22 protein-coding genes and 1 tRNA gene are annotated in these 23,049 nt (G+C 65.5%); 11 read left to right on the plus strand and 12 right to left on the minus strand.

Translation table 11 applies throughout. The features are described from left to right. Positions 1 to 15: 15 nt before the first annotated feature. Positions 16 to 432 carry a hypothetical protein gene (locus tag C442_RS00810; RefSeq protein WP_008307110.1) on the minus strand — a complete coding sequence of 139 codons (417 nt, stop codon included), beginning with the start codon at positions 430 to 432 and terminating at the stop codon, positions 16 to 18. A 371-nt stretch (positions 433 to 803) separates the two neighbouring features. On the opposite strand from C442_RS00810, the gene C442_RS00815 reads away from it, so the two are divergent. The 3 genes from C442_RS00815 (at position 804) to C442_RS00825 (ending at position 4,444) form a co-directional block, all read left to right on the plus strand. Then, complete coding sequence (locus C442_RS00815) at positions 804 to 2,240, plus strand: MATE family efflux transporter (RefSeq protein WP_008307111.1); 1,437 nt, start codon at positions 804 to 806, stop codon at positions 2,238 to 2,240. Between the two features lie 78 nt (positions 2,241 to 2,318). After that, positions 2,319 to 3,554, plus strand: coding sequence for a YihY/virulence factor BrkB family protein (locus C442_RS00820; RefSeq protein ID WP_008307112.1), 1,236 nt, complete (start codon positions 2,319 to 2,321; stop codon positions 3,552 to 3,554). Beyond that, entirely contained in the window at positions 3,551 to 4,444 is an 894-nt protein-coding gene (locus C442_RS00825; RefSeq protein ID WP_008307113.1) for a phosphatase PAP2 family protein, read from the plus strand. The genes C442_RS00820 and C442_RS00825 overlap by 4 nt, the downstream gene beginning before the upstream one ends. A gap of 10 nt (positions 4,445 to 4,454) precedes the next feature. Here the strand turns inward: C442_RS00825 and glnA are convergent, their stop codons facing one another. Further along, positions 4,455 to 5,810, minus strand: a complete 1,356-nt coding sequence (gene glnA, locus C442_RS00830) for a type I glutamate--ammonia ligase (protein ID WP_008307114.1) — start codon at positions 5,808 to 5,810, stop codon at positions 4,455 to 4,457. A 126-nt stretch (positions 5,811 to 5,936) separates the two neighbouring features. Between glnA and lrp the strand changes: the two genes are divergently transcribed. The 3 genes from lrp (at position 5,937) to C442_RS00845 (ending at position 8,616) form a co-directional block, all read left to right on the plus strand. Further along, on the plus strand, positions 5,937 to 6,395 hold the full coding sequence (gene lrp / locus C442_RS00835; protein ID WP_005536716.1) for an HTH-type transcriptional regulator Lrp: 459 nt from the start codon (positions 5,937 to 5,939) through the stop codon (positions 6,393 to 6,395). A 140-nt stretch (positions 6,396 to 6,535) separates the two neighbouring features. Then, the gene (locus tag C442_RS00840) at positions 6,536 to 7,132 is read left to right on the plus strand and encodes a TetR/AcrR family transcriptional regulator (RefSeq protein WP_008307119.1); all 597 of its coding nucleotides are present in this window, start codon (positions 6,536 to 6,538) and stop codon (positions 7,130 to 7,132) included. Further along, complete coding sequence (locus tag C442_RS00845; protein WP_008307121.1) at positions 7,129 to 8,616, plus strand: MATE family efflux transporter; 1,488 nt, start codon at positions 7,129 to 7,131, stop codon at positions 8,614 to 8,616. Before C442_RS00840 ends, C442_RS00845 begins: the two co-directional genes overlap by 4 nt. A gap of 49 nt (positions 8,617 to 8,665) precedes the next feature. Here C442_RS00845 and C442_RS00850 read toward each other — a convergent pair whose 3' ends face one another. Then, positions 8,666 to 9,229 carry a Rieske (2Fe-2S) protein gene (locus tag C442_RS00850; RefSeq protein ID WP_008307122.1) on the minus strand — a complete coding sequence of 188 codons (564 nt, stop codon included), beginning with the start codon at positions 9,227 to 9,229 and terminating at the stop codon, positions 8,666 to 8,668. A 97-nt stretch (positions 9,230 to 9,326) separates the two neighbouring features. On the opposite strand from C442_RS00850, the gene C442_RS00855 reads away from it, so the two are divergent. Both C442_RS00855 and C442_RS00860 read left to right on the plus strand, forming a co-directional pair. Continuing rightward, a complete protein-coding gene (locus tag C442_RS00855) occupies positions 9,327 to 9,578 on the plus strand; it encodes a hypothetical protein (protein WP_008307123.1) in 252 nt (83 codons plus the stop codon). A gap of 262 nt (positions 9,579 to 9,840) precedes the next feature. Then, a complete protein-coding gene (locus tag C442_RS00860; protein ID WP_008307125.1) occupies positions 9,841 to 10,425 on the plus strand; it encodes an NADPH-dependent FMN reductase in 585 nt (194 codons plus the stop codon). An 82-nt stretch (positions 10,426 to 10,507) separates the two neighbouring features. On the opposite strand, the gene C442_RS00865 is transcribed toward C442_RS00860, so the two are convergent. After that, positions 10,508 to 12,028, minus strand: coding sequence for a glutamate--cysteine ligase family protein (locus C442_RS00865; protein ID WP_008307126.1), 1,521 nt, complete (start codon positions 12,026 to 12,028; stop codon positions 10,508 to 10,510). 137 nt (positions 12,029 to 12,165) lie between these two features. After that, positions 12,166 to 12,660: a DUF7858 family protein gene (locus C442_RS00870; RefSeq protein ID WP_008307127.1), complete on the minus strand. Its 495-nt coding sequence runs from the start codon at positions 12,658 to 12,660 to the stop codon at positions 12,166 to 12,168. A gap of 170 nt (positions 12,661 to 12,830) precedes the next feature. Here C442_RS00870 and C442_RS00875 point away from each other — a divergent pair, with 170 nt between their 5' ends. Then, positions 12,831 to 13,691 carry a transcription initiation factor IIB gene (locus C442_RS00875; protein ID WP_008307129.1) on the plus strand — a complete coding sequence of 287 codons (861 nt, stop codon included), beginning with the start codon at positions 12,831 to 12,833 and terminating at the stop codon, positions 13,689 to 13,691. Here C442_RS00875 and C442_RS00880 read toward each other — a convergent pair. The 6 genes from C442_RS00880 to C442_RS00905 form a co-directional block, all read right to left on the minus strand. Next, positions 13,670 to 14,386: a MinD/ParA family ATP-binding protein gene (locus tag C442_RS00880; RefSeq protein ID WP_008307130.1), complete on the minus strand. Its 717-nt coding sequence runs from the start codon at positions 14,384 to 14,386 to the stop codon at positions 13,670 to 13,672. The two genes, C442_RS00875 and C442_RS00880, sit on opposite strands and share 22 nt — an antisense overlap. Further along, positions 14,383 to 15,150 carry a DUF7857 domain-containing protein gene (locus C442_RS00885; RefSeq protein ID WP_008307132.1) on the minus strand — a complete coding sequence of 256 codons (768 nt, stop codon included), beginning with the start codon at positions 15,148 to 15,150 and terminating at the stop codon, positions 14,383 to 14,385. Before C442_RS00885 ends, C442_RS00880 begins: the two co-directional genes overlap by 4 nt. A 32-nt stretch (positions 15,151 to 15,182) precedes the next feature. Further along, the gene (locus C442_RS00890) at positions 15,183 to 15,992 is read right to left on the minus strand and encodes a DUF7856 family protein (RefSeq protein ID WP_008307134.1); all 810 of its coding nucleotides are present in this window, start codon (positions 15,990 to 15,992) and stop codon (positions 15,183 to 15,185) included. After that, complete coding sequence (locus tag C442_RS00895) at positions 15,989 to 16,324, minus strand: DUF7855 family protein (protein ID WP_008307136.1); 336 nt, start codon at positions 16,322 to 16,324, stop codon at positions 15,989 to 15,991. The genes C442_RS00890 and C442_RS00895 overlap by 4 nt, the downstream gene beginning before the upstream one ends. A gap of 169 nt (positions 16,325 to 16,493) precedes the next feature. Next, positions 16,494 to 16,766 carry a DUF7854 family protein gene (locus C442_RS00900; RefSeq protein WP_008307138.1) on the minus strand — a complete coding sequence of 91 codons (273 nt, stop codon included), beginning with the start codon at positions 16,764 to 16,766 and terminating at the stop codon, positions 16,494 to 16,496. Between the two features lies 1 nt (position 16,767). Further along, on the minus strand, positions 16,768 to 18,864 hold the full coding sequence (locus C442_RS00905; RefSeq protein WP_008307139.1) for a minichromosome maintenance protein MCM: 2,097 nt from the start codon (positions 18,862 to 18,864) through the stop codon (positions 16,768 to 16,770). 386 nt (positions 18,865 to 19,250) lie between these two features. Here C442_RS00905 and C442_RS00910 point away from each other — a divergent pair, with 386 nt between their 5' ends. Then, entirely contained in the window at positions 19,251 to 20,396 is a 1,146-nt protein-coding gene (locus tag C442_RS00910; RefSeq protein WP_008307140.1) for a BMP family lipoprotein, read from the plus strand. After that, positions 20,396 to 22,768, plus strand: coding sequence for a methyl-accepting chemotaxis protein (locus C442_RS00915; protein ID WP_008307142.1), 2,373 nt, complete (start codon positions 20,396 to 20,398; stop codon positions 22,766 to 22,768). The genes C442_RS00910 and C442_RS00915 overlap by 1 nt, the downstream gene beginning before the upstream one ends. 183 nt (positions 22,769 to 22,951) lie before the next feature. Here C442_RS00915 and C442_RS00920 read toward each other — a convergent pair. After that, positions 22,952 to 23,024 (minus strand) — tRNA-Pro (locus tag C442_RS00920). Positions 23,025 to 23,049: the final 25 nt, after the last annotated feature.

Here is a 23,049-nt window from a genome sequence, read left to right on the forward strand (position 1 = left end):
CCGTCTCGACTCGTACTACCGACCGTTCGCCCGGCCAACGCTCTCTCGAACCGCGGAGACGAGATCGTAGCCCAGCAGATACACCGGGCGCAGGAAGTAGTTCGCCATCCCCGCGAGACCGAGCAGTCCGCCGATGGCCTGCACCTCGCCGGGTGTGGCCGACAGGCGGACGAGCAGCGGTAGGGCCGTGATGAGCGGCGCGAGCCACAGCGACTTGACGATGCCGTCCATGTCGACACCGGCGACGGGACCGAATCGGTCCTCGTCCGGTCGGGCGGCGAATAGAACAGCCGTCAGTACCAGCAGGCCCACGACAATCGGCAGGGACGCGCCGACGCCGGCGACGCCGAAACCGATAGCCAGTGCGGCCGCGACGAGCAACAGGACGGTCACCTGCATCGTCCCGTGCCGGATGGCCGCTTCCGTATCCATATCCGGTCGTTGCAGCGGCGCTGTATAAACCCTGTGAGGGCGGCTAGCTGTTCGAGTCTGTGGCGGTAGAGTCGGCATTGTTTCACTGGCGACAGCCGCAAAGAGCCAGAAAGCCCCGAGACGCTGGGCTCCTGCGACTCGCTGCGCGCTTCGCTCATTTCATTCGCTCCAGTGCTTGCTTCCTCTCGAACGCCCAGCGTCTCGCCCCTTTCAGTCCCACCCGCGGCCGGTTTGTCAGTGCTGTCTCTGTGGGACTGAAACGAGCAGGCCGGTATTTCTGGACTGGACCAGTCACGTCTCCTGAAACAACTACACCCGCTGGCCACATTCTAAACCCCTTTTTGCCTCGACCGCAAAGCAGTGGCGAACACGTGCCCTCCACGTACAACCCGGTCCGTGGCGTCCTGCTATTCATCGGCGGCCTGCTCGCGCGGTTCGGCCTCGTCGAGCGCGAGCGGGTCCGCCGAGCGACGGACCTGTCCTGGCCCCGGATCGTCACCGGGCTCGCCCGGATGTCGAAGTCGACGGTCGACGTGGCGATGGTCGGGCTGGCGCTCGGGCCGACCGCCATCGCCGGCGTCGGCTTCGCCGCGCCGTTCTGGGAGTTGGTGTTCGCGCTGGGCGGCGGCGTCGCCGGGGGGACAATCGGGATGGTGTCACAGCGCTACGGGGCCAATGCCGACGAGGAACTGGCGGTCACCGTCACGACCAGCGCCGCCGTCGTGCTGGGGCTGACACTCCCGCTGACGGCGGCGTACTGGGTCGTCCCCGGGCTGCTCGTCGACCTCGTCGGAACGGGGTCCGAAGCCGTCGGGTACGGGGTCCAGTACCTGCGCGTCGTCGCCCTCGGAGTCCCCTTCGCCGCACTGAACCTCATCGCCAGTCGGACGCTCGTGGGAGCCGACGACGCCTGGACGCCGATGCTGTTGCGGGCCGGCGGCGCGGTCGTCAATATCGCGCTGAACGCCGTCTTCATCTTCGGGTTCGGCCTCGGCGTCGTCGGTGCGGCGCTGGGCACGGTCATTGCGAACGTGCTCGTCACGGCTGGGTTCACCGTCGGGCTGGCTCGCGGCGGCCTCCCGATAATCGGCGCGTTTCCGGTCCAGGTTCCGGTGTCGCGGCCGTTCCTCGACCGGGGACTGGGGCGGGACCTCGCGAAAACCGGGACGCCGCTGGTTGGGGCCAACCTCGCGCGGACCGGGGCGCAGTTCCCCCGGCTGTTCATCGTCGGCCTGTTCGGGCCCGGCGTCGTGTCGGCCTACGTCGTGGCGCTCCGCGTCCGGGCGCTGCTCGATACGCCGAACTGGGGGCTGAGCCTCGCGTCGAGCAGCCTCGTCGGACAGGCCCTGGGCGACGATGACGAGGCCGAGGCGACCGTCTGGGCGCAGACGGTGCTCCGGCTGAGTATCGGCGTGTACATCGTCGTCGCAGCGACGCTACTCCCGTTCTCGCGGGGCATCGCCCGCCTGTTCGTCTCGGACCCCACAGTGCTCCCGCTGGTGACGGTGTTCGTCGCCGTCGCGTGTGCCAGCGTCGTGTTCCGGGGCATCGACGGCGGCTCGACCGGGCCGCTCCGGGCCAGCGGCGACACGCGCTGGCCGTTTTACTCCCAACTGGCGGGGATGTACCTGTTCGCCCTCCCGCTGGCGTATCTCGGCTACGTCACGCCGCTCGACGAACTCGCGCTGTACGCCTCGCTGGTGGTCGAGACGGCCGTTCCCGCGGCAGTGACCTACTATCGCTTCCGGTCGGGGACGTGGCGGGTCGTGAGCCGGTCCTACCGGCCCGACGCGGCGCTCGACGACTGACGCGTGTCGACGGCCTGAACGACGGTCTGTCGTCAGCCAGTCGACAGTATATTTGGGGTTCCACCCCGACATGCTCGCGTGGATCGCACACGCGCTGTCTCCGTCGCCCGGGATGTCGTCCGCACTGTCCAAGAGGAGGAGGTCTCCTTTCTCGCGGCCGGCATCGCCTACTACATGTTCGTCTCGCTCCTGCCGCTGTTGTTGCTGACGCTGGTCGTCGGTACGCTGGCGGGCGGGGGGGCCTTTGCCGAGCGAATCGTGACGGCTGCGGGGGACGTGCTCTCGCCGACCGCATCGACGCTGCTCGAAGACGCGCTGACCAGCGGGGCCGGCCGCGGGGGCGCGACTGTGCTCGGCGTCGGCGTCACGCTCTGGAGCGCGCTCAAGGTGTTCCGCGGGCTGGATACGGCCTTCAGCCGCGTCTACGGAACCGATGGCCCCGATTCGATTGTCGGCGAACTCGTCGACGGGCTGGCCGCGCTGGGCGGCATCGTCGTGGCGCTGGTCGGGCTCGGCGTCATCGGCGCTCTCGGAACGGTGCTGGGCGTCCAGGTCGCGCTGGGCGGACTCGCACTCATCCCTGTACTGACGGTGGCCTTCCTCCCGCTGTACTACCTGTTCCCCGACCAGGAGATGACGATACGGGAGGCCGTCCCCGGCGCGGTGTTCGCCGGTGCCGGGTGGACGCTGCTCGGGACGGGGTTCAACGTGTACGCGGCGCAGGCCGACTCCTACCAGGTGTACGGCGTCATCGGCGGGGTCCTCCTGCTCGTGACGTGGTTCTACTTCGCCGGACAGGTGCTACTCGTGGGCGCAGCGGTCAACGCGGCGCTCGCGGACCGGCAACTACAACAGGTATCGCGCCGACGGTCCGGCAAAGCGATGAGTGAGGACGCTGACGAGACCGACACACCCCCGCCAGCCGGAACCGGGCCGACCGGACGAGACACTGATGCGCTGACAGACGAGGAGCTAAAGGAACTCCGAGAGGAGTTCGAGTCGTTCCGCGAGGACATCGAGGGCCGGACGCTCCACCGTGACGAGGTGCGGTCGGACCTCAAACAGTACGTCCGCCGCCGGATGCGCCGCGGCCACGCCCGACAGTGGGGCCCCTACATCGTCTTGCTGTACGGCACGATAATGACTCTCGGCGCGTTCTACTACCTGAAAGGCGTCTGGGCCGTCCTGGCGATGCTGGTCATCTGGCTGTCGACGCTCGGCCTCTACGCCGTGATGATTACAGTCGGTGTGACGCTTACCGCCACCGGCATGCCCGGACGGCTCATCGACCGCGTGCGCGACTGGCGACAGTGATACGGGCTGTCGGCGTCACCGAGGTGCTGTCAGCGCTGCCCGGCGCAGTCGTCGTGTTGTTCGCCCTCATCACCCAACTCGGGGATTTCTGGTTCACCTTTCTGGCCTGTGGCCTGCTGTACTGGCTCGGCCCGTGGACGCCGAAACTCGGTCGCGGCCTCACTCGCGACCGGACGGCGATGCTGGTCGCCCTGCTCGCTGTCGCCGTCGCGCTCGTCGTCTCACTGAAAGGCGTGTTCGCGCTGCCGCGGCCGCCCGGAGCGGGTACGGCCACGCACGCCGAACTGCTTCCGGCGGCGCTGCGGGGCGTCTACGAGTCCATGGCGACCGGCGAAGGGTTCGGCTTCCCCAGCGGCCACGCCACCCTTTCGCTGCTCGTCTGGGGCGGCATCGCGTGGGCGCTCCGGGTCGGCACGCGTCGGCAGCGGGCCGCCGTCGCCGCGACGATCATCGCCCTCATCGGGCTTTCCCGGCTGGTGCTCGGCGTCCACTACCTCGCCGATATCCTCGCGGGCTTTGCCATCGCCGGTGCGGCCCTCGCACTCGCCCTCGGTGCGCTCAGAACGCCCGAACGGGTGTTCGGCTTCGCCGCCGTCATCGCCACGGCTGGGTTACTCGTCACTGGTGTCTCACGTAATTCGGCCGGGGCGTTGGGTGTCGCCGTCGCGGGCGCTGTGGTCTGGTGGCTACTGGGTGATGCGATGCCGGAGCCGAGCCGGCACGGTGTCGGCATCACGGCGTTGCTGGGCGTTGTCTCGGTCGGAGCGTTTCTCGGCGTGACGTTCGGGCTAGACCCGTCGCCGGTCGCCGTCACGCTGCTTGCGGCGGTCGGGACCGGCGTCTTGCTGACGCTGCCGCTGGCCGGTGAGCGCCTCGCGAAAAAGGTGTGAGTGGCAGCCGTTAGAACTTCTCGAGGTAGCGGTCGAGTTCCCAGTCGGAGACGTCGACCAGATACTCCTTGTGCTCCTGGGTCTTGGCCTCGACGAAGTTCTCGTAGACGTGCTCGCCGAGAGCGTCCTGAATCACTTCGTCGTCTTCAAGCGCTTCGACGGCTTCGCCGAGGTTCGACGGGAGCGTGGTGATGCCGTACTCCTCGCGTTTCTCCTCGTCGAAGTCGTAGATGTTCTCGCGGACAGGGTCGTCACAATCGAGGTCCTGCTCGACGCCGTCGAGCCCGGCGTGGATGAGCGCGGCGAAGGCGAGGTACGGGTTACACGACGGGTCGGGGAAGCGAGCCTCGATACGGCTTGCAGCTGGCGTTCGGGCGGCCGGCTTGCGGATGAGCGCCGAGCGGTTACGGTCGGACCAGGCGACGTAGACAGGTGCCTCGTAGCCCGGGACCAGACGCTTATAGGAGTTTACCGTCGGGTTCGAGACGGCCGTGATAGCCGGCGCGTGCTTGAGGATGCCGGCGGTGAAGCTCTTTGCCGTCTCGGAGAGGTTGAACTCGTCGTCCTCGTCGTGGAACGCGTTCTCGCCGTCCTCGGTGAACAGCGAGAGGTGCGTGTGCATCCCGGAGCCGTTGATCTTCGGGATGGGCTTCGGCATGAACGTCGCGTGCAGGTCGTGCTCGGCCGCGATGGCGCGAACGACGGAGCGGAAGGTGGCGACGTTGTCGGCCGTCGAGAGCGCGTCGTCGTAGGTGAAGTTGATCTCGTGCTGGCCCTGGGCGACCTCGTGGTGGGAGGCTTCGATGTCGAAGCCCATGTCTTCGAGGCCGTAGATGATGTCACGGCGCACGTCGGAGGCGAGGTCCTTTGGCGCGAGGTCGAAGTAGCCGCCGGCGTCGTTGGTCTTGGTCGTCGCACGGCCCTCTTCGTCTTCCTCGAACAGGAAGAACTCGGGCTCGGGGGCGGCGTTGACCGTATAGCCCATGTCGTTTGCGCGCTTGATCGCACGCTTCAGGACGCCGCGCGGGTCGCCGGAGAACGGCTCGCCGGTCGAGGTGTCGATGACGTCACAGATGAGGCGGGCACTGGAACCGCCTTCGACGTTTTCCCTCCACGGAAGCACCGAGAACGTCGAGGGGTCCGGGTCCAGACGCATGTCGGACTCCTGAATCCGGACGAAGCCGTTGATCGAGGAGCCATCGAAGTAGATCCCCTCTGTGAACGCTTTCTCCGCCTGATCGGCTGTGATCGAGACGTTCTTGATGGTGCCGAGGATGTCGGTAAACTGGAGCCGGAGGAAGTCGACGTTCTTCTCTTCGATCTCGTCGAGTACCTCCTGTGCCGCCTCTGAAAGTTCGCTTGTCATCTTTGGACACCCGATAGGAACGGTGCTACTACTAAAACCCTGCTGATTTGCGCAAAGGTTTCGACGCTTTCGCTTACATTTGGACATTCGTAAAATTCTAATCCCTGGGGGGCGTCCACCAATGTAATGACGTACGAAAATCTCGACCGTGAGCTAGTGAATGCACTTCTGGGGGATGGCCGCGCCAGCCTCCGAAGCCTCGGAGAAGACCTCGACGTGTCGGTAACGACCGTCTCAAACCACCTCTCCGATCTCGAGGACGAGGGAATCATCAACGGGTACACCCCCAAAGTCGACTACGACAAGCTCGGCTACGACGTGACGGCCATCATCCAGCTCAAGGTCGAAGGGTCGTCGCTCCCGGCAGTCACCGAGGACCTCGAAGAGCACAAGCAGATGATATCGGTGTACGAGGTCACTGGCGACTACGACGTCATCGCGGTCGGCAAGTTCACCGACACCGACGGCATGAACGCCCAGATCAAAGAACTCCTCACCGACCCGGACATCAGGGAGTCGAACACCTCCGTCGTGCTCAACGCCGCAAGCGAACACGAGCAGTTCGACCTCGACCTGAAGGAGTAGCGACCGTCCTTCTACCATCGTTCCGAACGCTCTCAGAGCGACAGCTCCCGCGAGTCTGATCGCCGGGTGGCATGGCACGCGACCCCACCCTCAAATGGTACCGACGCATTCTTGACTGACCAGTCAGTTAGTTACGCGTAATGAACGACGGCGACACGGCCGACGATATTATGGATGCGACCTACCGTGCGCTGTGTACGCACGGCTACGCGGATCTGACGATGCAGGACATCGCCGACGAGTCGGACAAGAGCAAAGCTGCCCTCCACTACCACTACGACAGCAAGCACGACCTCCTCTGTGCGTTCCTCGAATACCTCTATGACGGGTTCGTCGACCGGATCGAAGACCCCGACGGCGAGAACCCACACGAGCGCCTGCTGGCGCTCATCGATTCCGTGCTGGACAAACCGGACGACGGGAGCGAGGAGTTCGGGACGGCGATTCTCGAAATCCGTGCCCACGCGCCCTACGAACCCGGCTTTCGCGAGCGACTCACCAAATTCGACGACTACCTCGTCGACGAACTCGAAGTGATCCTCGAAGACGGTATCACTGACGGGACGTTCAAATCGGACCTCGACGCCGAGGAGACCGCCCAGTTCATCGTCACCGTCCTGACCGGGGCTGCGACCGAGCGCGTCACGACCGGTCGCCCGGTCGAGTGTACCCGACGGATGCTCGCCGAGTACGTCGAGACGCATCTCCTGGACGGACAGCAGGAGGTCACAGCGTGAGCGTCCGGCAGAAACTGGGCCGTCTGGGTGCGCGGCTCGGGAACCTGTTCAAGGGGCAAGAGGAACTGAACCTGACCAGCGGCGACATCGGCAAGCCGCTGCTGTTCCTTTCTTTCCCCATCGTCATCACGAACCTGCTACAGGTGGCGTACAACCTCGCGGATACGTTCTGGCTGGGCCAGTACTCCACGACGGCGCTTGCGGCCATCTCCTTTGCCTTCCCGATGATCTTCCTGCTCATCTCGCTCGGGATGGGGCTGTCGGTGGCCGGGAGCGTGCTGGTCGCCCAGCACACCGGGGCCGAGGAGCACCGCGAGGCCGAGTACGCCGCCTCCCAGACCGTGACGTTCGCGCTGCTGGCCTCCGTGTTGCTCGGCGCGACCGGCTACTTCTTCGTCGAGGACTTCCTGTCGCTTTTGGGCGCGTCCAGCGAGGTGCTGCCGGGCGCGACGGGCTACCTGCAGGTCGTCTCGCTCGGGCTGACGGCGATGTTCGGCTTCTTCGTGTTCATCTCGCTGATGCGCGGGGCCGGCGACACCATCACGCCGATGCTCGTGATGTTCGGGACTGTCGTGCTGAACATCGTCATCGACCCGTTCCTCATCTTCGGCTGGTGGGTGTTCCCCGAGATGGGCGTCGTCGGCGCGGCCGTCGCGACCATCTTCTCGCGTGCCGTGGCGCTGGTCGTCGGCATCGGTATCCTGCTGTCGGGCAGGCGCGGCGTGCGGATTCACCTCAGTGATATGGCCCCCGACCTGGAGTACCTCCGGAAACTGCTCAGACTGGGCATCCCGGCCTCCATCGAAGGCACCGGGCGCGCCGTGTCGGTCAACGCCATGCTGTTCATCGTCGGGACGTTCTCCGTCACCGTTGTCGCGGCCTTCGGCGTCGGCATCCGCGTGTTCTCGCTGGTGTTCATGCCGGCTATCGCGATGGATCGGGGTGTCGAGACGATGACCGGCCAGAACCTCGGGGCCGAGCGGCCGGACCGCGCGGCGACGGCCAACCACTTCGCCGCAAAAGTCTCGTTTGCCATCCTCTCTGTGCTGGGTATCGTCACGATATTCGCCGCACCAGCCGTCGTCAGCGTGTTCAGCGACGACCCCGAGGTCGTCCGCATCGGGGCCGAGTTCCTCCAGTGGGTCGCCCCGACCTTCGGCTTCATCGGCGTCGTCCGGGCCTACTCCGGCGGGTTCCGCGGGGCCGGCAAGACGCTCACCGCAGCGGCGCTGGCGGTTACCATGCTGGGAATCATCCGCCTGCCGGTCGCCTGGGTCGCATCCCGCCCGGTCACGGTGCCGGCGTGGCTCGGCCCGCAGGTTGTCGACCTCTTCGCGTACTCGCTGGCCGAACAGGGCATCTGGCTGGCCTTCGCCGTCTCGAACGTCCTCGCGGCCGGCCTCGCCGCGGCCTGGTTCCTCCGCGGGACGTGGCGCGAGGCCGACCCCCGGGCCGGCAGCGAACCGGCCGTTGCAGACGACTGATGGCACTGGTCACTGAGAGACAACCGCAAAAGCGTTCTAAAATCGCGTGTCAGCGCCGCTCGGCCCGCTCGAAGCGTTCGTCCGTGAGGTACACGTCGCCGTCCCGAACCGTGACCTCGATACTGTCGAGGGCGTCGCCGGCGCAGGGGCCGTGCGTGCAGACGCCGTCGTCGCGTTCGAACTGCGCGCCGTGCTTGTGACACACCAGACGGTCACCCCGCACAATCGCGCCACGGCCCGGGTCAAGCGGGACTTCGGGCTGGTGGGGACAGGAGTTTCGCCAGGCGGCGACGGCGTCACCCGAGCGGTGCAGGATGCAGTTGACGCCGCGCCGGCCGTCGCGCGCCTCGAACACGAGCGTACTGTCGGTGGGCACCGAGTCGAGTTCGGCGATGCGGCGCGGGTCGTCGTTGCCGTCGTCAGGCGACTGATCGTCGTTGCCGCCGGGCGACTGCTCGTCGTCGCCGCCAACCGCCTGCCCATCGTCGCCAGTGCCGGAAAAACTGAATCGGACGGTTGCGTCGCCGGCTTCGACCTCGCCACCGTCGTCGTGGATACGGACCGATTCCGACTCGTCGTCGGTGTCGACGGTCACGTCCACGGGGTCGCTCATAGCAATGGGTCATCGATTGACACACATAGCGATGTCGAAGTCGGTCGCAACGTGCCGGTTGCAAAACTGAGTTATGTCAGCCCCTCGGAAGGTCGGTATGGACCGAGACGACGTTTCCGTCGAAGTGGAGGTCGAGGTAGCGGTAGATACAGCGGAACTGGAAGCCGAAGTCGAAGACATGGCGGAGTTCGAAGCCGAACTGGAAGGCAAGGGCGTCGAAATCGAACTTGAGGCCGAAGTCGAGTTCGCCGAACACGAGGAGATGGACGAGACAGAAGACGAGACGGCGGCCTCCGAAACCGGCGACGAGGTGGACGAGACAGAAGGCGGCGACGAAGACCAGGAGTAGTCGCGGGCAGCAACGGACGTGGGGCAGGGCACCCCCAGGAGCACGGGTGAACTGCTGTCAAATCACAGGTGCGTATCGGCCTCAGCAGTGAATCTCGGCAGCGGTGTGACCGATAGAATTCGGTCTATGTTCATCGATATCAGCCGTCGGGACTGATTCACGATGTCACTACGGCCTGACCCGTGACTTCCTGTCAGAATACGCACTGAAACTTTTTTCTCAGAGTACTTACTAATTAGCGGTGGCTACGAACAGGCACACGATGCACGACACGCCACACGTTATCGGTATCAGCGGAAGCCTCCGCGACGACAGCGGAACCAGAATCGCCGTCCAGCGCGCTCTCGACGCGGCAGTGGGGGATGGTGCAACGATCGAGCACATCGACCTCCGGGAGTGGGACCTCCCGCTGTTCGACCCCGACGCGGGTGAGGCCGACTCCGGTGAGGGTCCGGAACTCGCCGCCCGTGTCCGCGAGGCCGACGCCCTGGTCCTCGGAACTCCCGTGTATCACGGCACCATCGCCTCACCGCTGAAGACGGCGCTTGACTACTGCAGTATTGACGACGTCGAAGGGACGACCGTCGGTATCCTCGCAGTGGCCGGCGGCGGGTTCCCCACGCCGACGCTACAGCATCTTCGCGCCTCTGTACTGGAGTTGAAGGGCTGGCCGCTTCCGCAAGCCGTTGCCATCCCCGAATCGTGGGCCGCCTTCGAGGACGGACACATCGCCGACGAAGACATCGCAGCGCGCGTCGAGGAACTGGGCTCAAACGTCGTCGCGTACACGGGTGTTGCGGACCGACGCGAAGAAACAGAACAGTCGGAACTGGCGACCGGCGACTGATACTGTTGACTGTCCCTTCGTGAAGACAGTCGCCAGCTCGGGGTGGCAATATTCGTCAGGGGAGTACAGCCAACAGTATGACTCACTCGAACCAGTCGACGAAACTGCCCTCCAGCAGCGTCTCCTCCTGATGCCGGATGTAGGTGGCCTGCATCCCCCAGATCGCTTCGGCCAGCGGGACGTTCTCCTCGACGCGGCGGCGGACGTAGTCGTGTTTCCAGCGCGCGGGCGTGAGCCGGCGGTCGACGCGCTCGCGTAACGGCCGGATGTACCCGTGGGCTTCCTCCGCCGAGAGGCCGCGCTGTTCGAGGCCCTCGCGTGCGTGTTCGAACAGTTCGCCGTATATCTCCTCGGTGCTGGTCGTCGTCGCCCCGTCGGCGGTGATCCACTCGATTTTCCCCCGCAGGCCGTTCCGCGCAGCGGTGTAGAAGTTCCGCTTCGCCGTCTCCCAGTCCAGCGACCGGATAGGGTGTTCGAGCTGGGGCAGGCTCTCCATCAGGCCGGCGAAGACGGCCGCAAAGCCGATTGCGTCGTCGACGGTCGGCTGTGCGGCCAGCGGGCGGAACTCGATGCGGGCGTTGGCCGCCGACCGCGTGGCCCCCTCGAACACCGGTCTGACCCACCGCCAGTACGAGCCGTGCTTGTGCCGGAAGTGAACGAAGTCGTCGTCGAAGCGGGTCCCGGCCTGCAGGTCGACCGGGACGATGGTGTCGTCGGCGACGATATCGTCGATGGCCTCCTCGACGGAGTCGAAATCCGGCGGGAAGCAGACTTTCGGCGGCGTCGAGTCGCCGTCGGGCGGATTGAGTACCGACTCGAAGACGCCGATGCGGTTCTCCATGTTCGCCCCGGCGACGATTTCGGGGTCGGGCGCGTCGTCGTAGAGGTCCGGTGGGAAAAACGGCGAGTTGACGCCAAGCGCCAGTAGCGGCGCGGCGATGCGGAGCGCGTACGTGAAATACTCCGGCAGGTCCGGGGCGTGGGGAATCTGATAGTGGGGTTGAATCGAGGTGATGAGCGACTCCGGCATCACCGTCTCGGCCTGTAGCGAGACGTGTGGCGCATCGATCTCGAACGCCGAGGGGTAGTCCGTGTTGGCCATCGTATGATAGCGGACGGAGTCCGACATGTTCGTCCCGATGCGGACGCCGCTCTGTTCGACGCAGTCACAGAGGTACTCCCGGGCCGTCTCGCCGGCGGGCGGAACGGTCCACATGCCATCAGAGACGAGGCGGATACCTTCGTTGCGCACCCGTTGCTGGGCCGGCATCAGCGACGCCTTCAGTTCGTTGCGCTGGGCCGCCAGCCCGTGGGTGTTCAGCGGCTGCGGACTCGTCTGCATCTCGGCGTTGTGCAGGCCGAGTTCCTTTTCGAACCCGATGAGTTCGAGCAACTGACGCGGGACCCGCTGGAGCGCGTCGGTCTGCTCATCGACGGCATACAGCTCCAGTTCCATGCCGACGATCGCCTCCGAGTTGTCGAAGGTCCCGCTCCGGACCGCGGATTTGAGCGCTTCGGCTTCCTCGCGGGCCTGTTCGTTGAACGACTCGCTGTCCGCTGCAAGCACCTCGGCCACCCGGTCTGCCAGTTCCGAAGCCGACATATCTCCGGGTTTGCAGTCACGAGTGTTAAGCGTGCCCCAGACAGTACGCGAAGAGCGAGAAAACGGTTTCTACACCGTCATAACGGATTGGTAACACTTTCACTCCCGACCTCGCCGAGAAAGCAGATCACACATCCTCACAGCAGCTCGCCGACGTCGCTCATCGTCTCCCCTAACGGGTCCCGCTCCTCGGTCGTAAGCGCCCCCTCTACCGCATCGCGGGCCGCAGGCAACGGCTCGTGCGTTTCGATGTACACCGCCAGGGCAAACTCCTGTTCAGTTACGTCAGCGAGTGCGATGGCATCGCTGCGAGAGAGGTCCCCGGCGAGCCAATCGGCGATTATCTCACGGCCCTGTGGGCCGACCGGTGACACTTGCTCACCGACGAGATGGAGCGTCTTGGCGGCCATCACAGGCGCAACACCGGCGGCGCGGCCCGCATCGCCGACGCTCTTGCCGGCTGCGTAGGCCTCGACGACGGTCGCCGCTGTCGCCGCCGAGCACGGGAGGTCGTCGGCCACCGGGGCCAATCGCTCCGGGAGCGGGGCGTCCGTCTCGTCGACGGCAGCGACGCCGCGATCACGCTGGTGGGTCGTGACCTCGACACCGGCAGCAATATCCGACAGCGCCATTAAAATTTCGTTCTTTGTGCCGGAATTTAATGCTGTCGGTATCCCGATAGGCGCGGGCGTCGATCCCGATAACTACCTACCGGTTACCGGTCGGCAGTTGCATCGAAAACCGCCCGGAAGCCCGCCTTTGCATCGGTTTTTTAACCCCACACCCAGCCGTAGGTGGGAATATGAGCGCGACGGTAACGCAATGTCCGGAGTGTAACGGGTCAGTCAAACAGCAGGGCGTCGAATCGGTCTGTGGGAGCTGTGGACTGGTCGTCGGCGAGGACGCCATCGACCCCGGGCCGGAGTGGCGGTCGTTCGACGACGATGACACTGACCGGGCACGCACGGGCGCGCCGCTGACGCGGTCGCGTCACGACCGCGGCCTCTCGACGAAGATCGGCCGGTCGACGCGACTAAAAGGGCGCAAGCGCCGGCAGTTCGCCCGCCTCCGCCGCGAGCACAACCGCGCCCAGATCAGCTCGAAACGCGAGCGAAACAAGGTGTACGCCTTCACCGAGATCCGACGTATCATCAGTTCGATGGCACTCTCTGATGCGATTCGGGACCGGGCCTGCGTGCTGTTCGAGTCCGCACAGAACGAGGACCTGCTGCAGGGGCGAACGCTGGAAGGATTCGCGGCCGCGGCCGTCTACGCTACCTGCCGAACCGAAGGCGTTGCCCGGACCGTCGATGAACTCTGTACCGTCGCCAAGGCGACCCAGGCGGAGCTTCGCGCGGCCTACGACGCTCTGAACAGGGAGCTCGGGCTGCCGACCGGTCCGATTGACCCACGCGAGTACGTCCCTCGGTTCGCGACGACACTGGACCTGCCGACGGCGGTCCGCCAGCGCGCGGAACGGCTCGTCGACGAGGCACAGGACCGTGGGCTGGTCAGCGGCCGCAATCCGGCCGGCGTCGCGGCGGCGTGTCTCTACACCGCGGCGCAGGAACGGGACGTGGCGCTCACGCAGGCCGAGGCGGCGGAGACAGCGGACGTGACGCCGGTCACGCTACGGGGAACCTACACCGAGCTACAGGAGTAGACGGCGTCAGCGAGCGATTCGAGCGAGCGCCGCGCCGGCGTGTCCGGCGCTGTTTCTCGAAGCGGCTGTCCGTGCGCCTGCGCCGTCGCCAGCGGCTCGCTCTCCGGGACAGCGACGGTCGGTGCACCGAACCGGTCCGCGACGGCCTCGGTCGCGGGGTTCGGACCGGCACGGTTGAGGACGACCCGACAGAGTCCGGCGTCGAGTTCACGGGCCAGCGCTCGGACCCGGAGGGCGTCAGCGAGCGCCGCGCCCTCCGGCGTCGTGACGAGTATCGCGGCGTCGGCGGCTGCGAGGGGCAGACCCACGTCGGCGTGCAGACCCGCCGGCGAGTCCACGATGACCCAGCGGTAGGTCCGCTCCAGCGCGGCGAATACGTCCGTGAGGCCCTGCAGCTCGGCGCTTCGAGCGCCGGCCAGCGTCCGCCCGCAGGGAACGAGGGTCACGGGGCCGGTCTCACGGACAGCCTCGTGCGGGTCGGCGCGGTCGGCGAGCACGTCGTGCAGGTCGGGGCCGTGACTGGACGGGAGGTCCGCCATCCCGAGGTCGCCGTCGACGACGACGCTCCCAGCGTTCGCGTTCGAGCGCGAGTCCCTGCTGTTAGCCCGTTCGAGCGCGTCGAGTTCCGCCGCGAGATTGTACGCGATAGTGGACTTGCCGACGCCGCCCTTGCCGCCGGTGACTGCCAAGATCATGCCAGGCGCGACAGCGTCTCGGTCGGCACCGTGGCGGCCGCCCGTCGGTCGGCGAGCCGTTCGGCCCGCCGGGCCAACGCACGGAGCATCTGCTCGTCAGTATCGCCGCGTGTCGCGACCGTCCGGACGCCGGACAGGCCGTCCGCCGCGCGAACCGCAGCTGTCGCCGCCGACAGCGAGTCCGCCTCGGCCAGCCGCTCTGCGCGGTCGACGCGTCGAGCAACGGTTTCGAGCCACTGCGAGACAGCGTCGGGGAGCTGCTGGTCCGGTCGCTGGCCGCTTGGAGTCCTCGACTCGGCTGGCGATTTGACGGTCGCTTGCTGCGGGTCCATCTCCTGTTCGACCGTGGATTCATTCGACCGCCGACTCGCGGCTTCGGCCGCCTGCGATGGCTCGCCTACAGGCACAGCATCAACAGGCGGTGACGGGTCGCCCAGTTCCCTGAGGACGGCATCGGCGGAGTCGAGTCGCTTGTCCACCGGAGGAGTATCGGACGTCGGGTCGGCACGCACCAGCTCCGCCGGCTGGTCAGATAGTGGGGCCGGGGTCGCGTAACCGAGCGCGTGCGTTCCCGGGCCGACGACGCCCTCGAACCCGTCATCGGACCAGCCGGCCTCGGGAACGCCCTGCTTTCTCGGCGGCCAGAGGGGGCCATCGAGACAGTTCCGAACAGTAATTCGAGTCGGTTCGGCAACGTCGCCGACGGTCGCCGTGACGAGCGTCACGCCGTCGACTCGCTCGGCGCGACAGTCGAAGGTAACCATGGGGGGGGTGGCCCGGCCTTCCGATTTAAAAGTCAGCAGCGGACGACAGGGGCGTCGAGGCAGTCCGACGCAGCCGTCGGTGACCTGAACCGATCCGTTCCGAGGACGACTGGTGCGGGTGTCCGGGCGACCCGGAGTACGGCCAGCGCGGCCGTTACTGGGTCGGCGTCGAACGGGCTGTCCGGGACCGGCCCCGGAACGGCTTCGATGGCCCGAGCGAACGCATCGGCGCATCGGTCGACGAGGGTCGCCCGGGCACTCCGTCGGAGATTCGCCAGTTCGTCAGCAAGCCGTCGCTGCTCCTCCAGCGTATCCCGGTAGGCGCGTGCCCGCTCCCGGCGGAGTTCGCGGGTCTCTCTGGCGGCAGCCCGACGTGTCTCCCGTTCGCTCAGTTCTGTCGCCGCGTCCCGGAGGTCAGCCTGTACCGCCCCGTCGTCCGCCCCGACCGCCTGCCGAGCGGTGAGACGGCCGCGGTGGGTCGCGACCGCTTCTTGCAAGCCGTCGATGGTCGACTCCGGGACGGGGTCGACAGAGTCCGGCAGATCCGGCGGCGAACATTCGAGGTCGGCCAGCTGGGCGCGGCACTCAGCGATAGCGTCGTCCTGCGGGGTCTCGTGTCCCCGTGACCGAGCGGCGGCCGCGAGCGCGGTCCGCGTTCGGAGTCCCATCGACGGGTGGACGTATCCGGCGTAGGCGTACACGGCCGGTGGTTCCGGACAGGAAAGGGCCGGAAAGCACCGCTGCCCACGGATACTTGCGGCGATGATTCGACCGTCGACGTCTCGCGCTCGGAGGTCGACGACAGCGCCCGCGTAAGTGGTTCCAGCGACGCGGAGCTTCACAGGTCGACGCCTCGGAGTTGGTCCGGGTCCGGGAGGTCACGCCCCGACGCGAACCGCTCGTAGGGCGTCGCCGGTTCCTCGCGTGCCTCGTACCGTTTGGCCGCCTCGCGGACGTGCTTCGGGACGTCTGTCGGCTCGAACGGCTCGACGTGTTCGATCTGTATGTCGAGGTCGTGTTTCTCGTGGAGTCGGAGCGCCTGGAAGGCCCCGAACTCGGTTCCGGAGAACAGCGCTGCTCTCCCGAACTGCCGAACGACACAGTCTTCGTGGGCACGACAGACGTTCCGCAGGTCTGTGCGTGCCGCCCGGGAGTACGTGACGACGAGTAGCACTGGGTAGACATTACTATTATTACTATAAAATTTTACTGAATTGAATTTGGTTTAAACTGAATATATATGACGACTGGCCAGAAAGATAGCGGCGGCAGTCGGACTCCGGAGTCGACACTGTGGACAGCAGATGGAGACGCCGACAGTACCCCCGGTGCTAGAGAACGCCCTATTCGACGACTGTAACGGTAAATTCGCCGGCGTCCGCGACGAGGGCTTGCACCCGTTCGCGGGCTGCTGTCTCGGATGGCGCGAGGACGACGAGGCCGTCCACGGCGGCCTCACCGCTTGCCCGGTAGGCCTGCAAGTCTCCCTCGAACTCAGTCGCGTAGGTCCGGAGCGTCCCGCGAACGTCCTGTTCGAGGTCACTGAGTGACTTCGACCCTGTCTCGAACTCGGCCAGCGCCTCCTCGATGTTGCGGAGTGCGGAAATGCGGTCCATATCAGGTCGTCCGGAGGTGGTCTGTTCGGGGCTCGTACACCTCGCCTTTCTGTTTCAGCTTGTCGATTTCGTGTTCGGCCTTCGACTCGTCGATGCCGACCTCCTCGGCGCGTTCGATGACCACGTCGGCGGGTGCGCCCTCGTCGTACTCGTCTTCGATGTCCGAGATGATGCCCTTGATGTTCTGGATACGGTCGCGCTGGGTCTTCGACTGGCCGGTCTCGACCACGTCGGCGTCGAACTCGCCGGTCTCGGGGTCGACACCGATCTCCTTCAGGCAGTAGTGGGCGATGTCGACCGCTCGGTCGGCGTCGGCTTCGTCGACGGTGTCGGAGAGGCGTATGCGTGCAGAGGCCTCGGCAAGCCGGACCAGCGCCTCCAGTTTCCGGGCGGTGACGGGCACCGGCGCGTCCTCGTCCTGTCCCTTCATCCGGAGGTCGACGTAGAAATCCTCGATGCGCGTCTTCGCCTCCTCGGTCATCGTCGGGAAGCAGTTGCGCTTCGCGTAGGCGACGTACTTCCGGAGGAGGTCCGGTTCGATTGTCGGCGCGACCTCCTCGGTGACGGTCCCGACCTCCTCCTCGCTGAAATTCGAAGTGGGGTTTTCCGTCCGGTGCGTGTGGAGTTCGCCGGCGTAGTTGGTCTGGATGATGTGCTCGGCGAGGTTCCGGTCTTTCTCCTCGTCGGGCTTGTCCGTCACGGTGAAGATGAGGTCGAACCGGGAGATGAGCGCCGGTTCGAGGTCGATCTGCTCTCCGATGGGTTCGTACTGGTCGAAGCGGCCGTACTTGGGGTTAGCCGCACCGAGTAGCGAACAGCGGGATTTGAGCGTCGCGTTGATTCCGGCCTTCGAGACGCTGATACGCTGCTGTTCCAGCGCCTCGTGCATCGCCGATCGGTCTTCCGGTGACATCTTATCGAGTTCGTCGATAGCGGCGATGCCCTGATCGGCGAGCACGAGCGCCCCCGCTTCCAGCGTCCACTGCTGGCCGTCGCCGAAGTCGTCGCGCACGGCGGCCGCAGTGAGCCCCGCGCTCGACGACCCTTTGCCGGAGGTGTAGACAGAGCGTGGTGCGATATTCTCGATATATGATAACATCTGCGATTTTCCGGTTCCAGGGTCTCCTATCAGCAACATATGGAGGTCTCCACGTATTCGAGATCCGTCAGGAAGCTCCTTCGTCACACCCGAGAAGAGCTGGAGCATCATCGCGAGCTTCTCCTTCTCGTAGCCGTAGATGGAGGGCGCGATAGCGCCGACCATCTTGTCGTAGATGTCGGACTCGTTTGAGAGCTCGACGATTTCCTTCTTGTCGGCGTCGGTGATCTCCATGTCCTCGAACTGCTCGTCCTCGATTTCGACGCTGACGCCTTCCATGTAAATGTCGAACATCGGGGACTTCTCGTTGTCGTTGCCCCGCTGGTCGAGCTTGAGGATGCCGGTCACGCGAACGTGGTCACCGGCGGTAACGTGGCCCGTGATGTCGTCCTCGATGTTGATGTCGATGGACTGGGGCGTCTCCCCGCCGCGCAGTCCCTCGGGGGACTCCTGGACGCGGAGCTTCTGTGCGTCGATGAACTGGGACTGGTCGGTGTTGAGCCGGAACGGGCCCTGTCGTTCACAGCCCTGGCAGTCGTGGGGTTCCTGGAAGTCGCCGGCGGTCTGGGGGATGCGCGTGAGCGTGCCACAGCGCTGGCACTCGAAGGCCGCCTCGATGACTTTCGGACGCACGTCGGTCGCTTTCCGGATGATGCCCCGGACGGCGACGAGGTTGCCGTGGTGTTCGTGGCGCAGATCGCGGATATCCTCGGATTCGGGGAGGTTCCGGACGCGGACGTGGGCCTGCCCGAGTGAGACGTCCACCGGGAGGTCGTACAGTCGCAGGGCCTCCTCGGCGTACTCCTGAATCTGCTCGGGCTTGGTGCGGTAGTCGTCGGCCAGGTCCGGGTCGAAGCGATAGAGGTCGTCCCAGTCGATATACAGCGATTTCTGGTCGTTCGGGTATTTCTGGGCGAGCTCACCGATCTCGTTGCGGTAGTAGTTGCGGTAGAACTCCTCGAAGCGGTCGATGAGTTCGGTGTTCTCGGCGGTCGCCATTTGAGTGGACAGTGGTTATGCCCACTGGCCTAAGAAGGTTCGCAAACCGGGGTGGAACTGAAGCGAGGGAACCAGCGGGCGCACGGGTGCTGGTGATATGGGCCGGTGAAGACAAAGGATTCCCCACGAGGCTCTGATCGAATCGGGTGACTGGGGGTAACGAAACTGACTGAGATTATCTTTAGTAGGACTTGCAATCGACACAATCACTACTGCAAACGACTGTCGGTTTAATCGACAGTTACTGCACAGGAGACTGCCTCACGGGCAATTTCGGATAATAGCTTCACCACTATAGCGTCACAAAGGCGCTACCAATATCAGTGCCGAGAATTGGGACCAGTAGTTTTTGCTGATATACCTGATTCACTCAGAGTAGAATAACCGTGCGCGATCAAAAAATCACAAGGCGTCGGCTCCTCGCCAGCGGCAGCGCGGCCGCGACCGCAACGCTCGCCGGCTGTGCAGGCCGCTTCGGGGATTTCGGAGGGAGCGGCGACGAGGACACCAGCGACAGCCAGCAAGCGACCGAAAGCGACATCGACGTGAGCGATGCGGCGGCGACTGTCGGAATGGTGTACGCACTGGGCGGGCTCGATGACCGCTCGTTCAACGATGCGGCGAACCGCGGCATTCAGCGCGCGCGGCTCGATGACGGGGTCGAATACACGAACCACGAGCCAAACAGCGTCGCCGGCTTCGCGGAGGTACAGGCCGAACTGGCGAGTTCGTCGAACCCGCCATACGACCTGATCTGTTGTATCGGATTCCTGCAGGCCGAGGGGCTGTCTGAGACTGCACCGGAGTACACAGACCAGCAATTCATGATCGTCGACTCTGTCGTGGAGGCCGACAACGTGGCGAGTTACGTGTTCCGCGAACACGAGGGGTCGTTTCAGGCCGGGAACCTCGCTGGGCTGCTCACGACCAGAGAGGTCGATCTCGGGGCAGGCGCAACGAACCCGGACGAGACGACCGTCGGGTTCGTCGGCGGCCTCGACCAGCCTCTCATCCACAAGTTCGAGGCCGGCTTCAGAGCCGGCGTCGAACACGCCAACACGGACGTCGATGTCCTCACGGAGTACCTCGGGAACTTCGACGACGTGCAGGGTGCCCGCGACATCGCAGCCGGGATGTACGACGATGGGGCGGACATCGTCTACCACGCAGCGGGTGGCGCAGGTGTCGGCATCTTCCAGGCCGCACAGGCCAGTGGCCGGTACGCAATCGGGGTGGACTCGGACCAGTCCCGCAGTAACCCCCGGTACGCGGACGTCGTGCTCGCGAGCATGGTCAAGCGGGTGAACGTAGCCGTCTACGACGCTGCGACGGCGACGGTCGCGGACAACCTCCCCGCTGGTGAGGTCGTCTCTCTCGGGCTGGATAGTGACGGCGTCGGCGTCGTCTATGGCACCTCCCTCGAACCGGCAATTCCCGACGACGTCAGGGAGGCGCTGTCGACGTCGCGGGAGCAGGTCGCCACCGGCGACATCGTCGTGCCCACTGAGCGCTCCAACACAGGTGGTGCCTGATGGCGGGCGGTCCGCTCGACGGACTGGCGAGTGCGCTTGACCGGGTCGCCCCCGAGTTCGTCCGGCAGCGGTTCGCTGCGAAGTTCGCTGTTGCGTTCCTCGCCGTGTTGCTCGTCATCGCGGGCGCTGGCGCGTTCACCTTCCAGGCGACATCCACAGCCGTCGAACGCCAGACGACCGGACAGCTCGCCGAGACCAGCCAGCTGGAGGGGGACTCTATCGGTTCGTGGGTCGAACAGCAACGCACGCACACGCGCTCCGTCTCACAGGGCGAACCGCTCCGGAGCGACCGGCGCGCCGCGGCGTACATCCTACTGCAAGACCAGCTACTGCCCGACGATGTTGTCAGTATGCACCTCGTAAACGATACTCGTGGCGAAGTGGTCGCCAGCACGGAACTCCCGCTCGAGGGACGGTCGCTGTCCGAACTTGACGCGCCGTGGACGGCCGCCGAAGTGCCGGAAGGACCCGGGAACAACAGTCAGGTGTGGTCGAGTAGTCGGTCGTACCGCTCACCGGTTCTCAACGACGAGCCCGTGATGGCGTTCGCTAGCTCGGTCCCGAAGCGCGACGGCTCGCACCTCGTCGTCGTCACGCGCATCCAGAGCCAGGTCGACCGGCTCAGCGATACCAATTCCACGAAGGAAACCACGATTCTGAACACCAACGACGAGACGGTGTTGAACATCGACCGCGAGTTCGATGCCGACACGCACAGTGAGAGCCTCGCGGCGATCCGCGACGCGAACGGCACTGCGGCGCCGGTGACAGCGGTTTCCGATGGTCGCGTGTACGCGTTCGCGCCCGTCCCGACCACGAACTGGGTCACAGTTACGAGTCTGGACACGGCCCAGGCGTTCAGTGTCCGGGATACGGTCGGTCAGACGGTCGGACTGCTTGTACTGCTGGCACTGGTTTCGCTGTCGGCCGTCGGTCTCGTGCTCGGGAAACGCACGGTCGACCCCCTGAAGCAGTTGCGGGACCGTGCCGAACGCATCGAGGCCGGCGACTTCGATGTCGACCTCTCGACGAACCGCGCCGACGAAATCGGCCGCCTCTACGGCACCTTCGACGACATGCGGATTTCCCTCCAGAACCGCATTCAGGAAGCGGAGGATGCGGTCGAGGAAGCGAAGACGGCGCGGTCGGAGGCCGAGGAGCTCCGCACGGAAGCGGAGGACGCACGGGCCGAAGCGGAGGAAGCCAGCCAGCGTCTGCAGGAGCGCGCCACCGAGTACAGCGCGGTGATGCAAGACATCGCCGACGGTGACCTCACGGAGCGACTCGACGAGGACGCTGAGGAGACAGCGATGCGAGAAGTCGCGGTGGAGTTCAACGCGATGCTCGACGGCCTCGAAGCCACCGTCAGCGAGGTCGCGGCGTTCGCCGACGAAGTCGCGAACGCCACAATCGAGGTCGCGACCGGGGCCGAGGAAATCGAGACGACGAGCCAGACCGTCAGCGATCGCATACAGGAGATCGCCGACGGCGCTATCAGACAGCACGACGACCTCGAGGAGGCCGCCGCCGAGATGGACCAGCTATCGGCGAGCATCGAGGAAGTCGCAGCGTCGTCGACGACGGTCGCAGAGACGGCCCGGGAAGCCGTCGACCGTGGCGAAACGGGCCGGGAAGCCGCCGAATCAGCTATCGACGACATGGCGGAAATCGAGTCCCGGTCGGCAGACGCGGTCGACCAGATTCTCGCGCTACAGGAGCGGATGGACGACATCGGCGAGATCGTCGACTTCATCTCGGATATCGCCGAGCAGACGAATATGCTCGCCTTGAACGCCAACATCGAGGCCGCCCGTGCCGACAAGGACGGCGAGGGCTTCGCCGTTGTCGCCGACGAGGTCAAGACCCTCGCGGAGGAGACGAAACAGGCGGCCGCAGAGATAGAGGCCGAAATCGCGGCCGTGCAGACGGAGACCGACGAGACTGTCACGGACATCCGCGCGACCAGCGACCACATCGACACCGGTGTCGAGACTGTCCGCGAGGCTGCCGACGCCATCGAGGATACCGTCGAGGCAATCGAGGACGCCAACGACGGGATTCAGGAGATCGCGGATGCCACCGAAGACCAGGCCGACGCGACACAGAGCGTCGTCCACCGCGTCGACGGTGTTTCCGAGATCAGCCAGAACGTGACAGAGGACGCCGAGCAGGTATCGGCGGCCGCCGAGGAGCAGTCCGCGTCCGTCGCCGAAATCGCCCAGAGCGCGGACGAACTCCGCGACCGCGCCGACTCGCTGGCCGCGACTGTCGATCAGTTCGACACCAGTGGCGAGGGCGACGACCACGGCGATGCCGACGGTGCCGGCGAGGAGCGCACTCCGCGTTCCACCCCCGACGAGACTGGCGACTAGCGCGGCGTGCCATCGCTACAGCTTCTTTTCGCAGTGTAGCTCGGGTATTCGCTGGTAGCATGTCGGCGGAAGTCGGAACGCGAGTACGACGACGAAGAGCGATGACTCCGAGGACGATCAGGACGAGTATCTGAAGGAACGACAGTAGAAGCGGCAAAAAGGCCACTTCGAGTGTGGTAGGGATGGGATCGCCCAGATTTGAACTAGGGGCGCGGGCACCCAAGGCCCGAAGGTTACCAAGCTACCCCACGATCCCGCATCAACATCTCGACCGGACAGCG

Origin of the sequence: Haloarcula amylolytica JCM 13557 (assembly GCF_000336615.1) — an archaeon.
GTDB classification, from domain to species: Archaea; Halobacteriota; Halobacteria; order Halobacteriales; family Haloarculaceae; genus Haloarcula; species Haloarcula amylolytica.

Bases quoted from the DNA above. Each gene is read 5' to 3' on its own strand.
- C442_RS00905 (WP_008307139.1), bottom strand. From the start codon at position 18,864: ATGGCGACCGCCGAGAACACCGAACTCATCGACCGCTTCGAGGAGTTC.
- C442_RS00840 (WP_008307119.1), top strand. From the start codon at position 6,536: ATGAACGACGGCGACACGGCCGACGATATTATGGATGCGACCTACCGT.
- C442_RS00900 (WP_008307138.1), bottom strand. From the start codon at position 16,766: ATGGACCGCATTTCCGCACTCCGCAACATCGAGGAGGCGCTGGCCGAG.
- C442_RS00850 (WP_008307122.1), bottom strand. From the start codon at position 9,229: ATGAGCGACCCCGTGGACGTGACCGTCGACACCGACGACGAGTCGGAA.
- glnA (WP_008307114.1), bottom strand. From the start codon at position 5,810: ATGACAAGCGAACTTTCAGAGGCGGCACAGGAGGTACTCGACGAGATC.
- C442_RS00875 (WP_008307129.1), top strand. From the start codon at position 12,831: ATGAGCGCGACGGTAACGCAATGTCCGGAGTGTAACGGGTCAGTCAAA.
- C442_RS00880 (WP_008307130.1), bottom strand. From the start codon at position 14,386: ATGATCTTGGCAGTCACCGGCGGCAAGGGCGGCGTCGGCAAGTCCACT.
- C442_RS00870 (WP_008307127.1), bottom strand. From the start codon at position 12,660: ATGGCGCTGTCGGATATTGCTGCCGGTGTCGAGGTCACGACCCACCAG.
- C442_RS00810 (WP_008307110.1), bottom strand. From the start codon at position 432: ATGGATACGGAAGCGGCCATCCGGCACGGGACGATGCAGGTGACCGTC.
- C442_RS00855 (WP_008307123.1), top strand. From the start codon at position 9,327: ATGGACCGAGACGACGTTTCCGTCGAAGTGGAGGTCGAGGTAGCGGTA.
- lrp (WP_005536716.1), top strand. From the start codon at position 5,937: ATGACGTACGAAAATCTCGACCGTGAGCTAGTGAATGCACTTCTGGGG.
- C442_RS00915 (WP_008307142.1), top strand. From the start codon at position 20,396: ATGGCGGGCGGTCCGCTCGACGGACTGGCGAGTGCGCTTGACCGGGTC.
- C442_RS00865 (WP_008307126.1), bottom strand. From the start codon at position 12,028: ATGTCGGCTTCGGAACTGGCAGACCGGGTGGCCGAGGTGCTTGCAGCG.
- C442_RS00885 (WP_008307132.1), bottom strand. From the start codon at position 15,150: ATGGTTACCTTCGACTGTCGCGCCGAGCGAGTCGACGGCGTGACGCTC.
- C442_RS00860 (WP_008307125.1), top strand. From the start codon at position 9,841: ATGCACGACACGCCACACGTTATCGGTATCAGCGGAAGCCTCCGCGAC.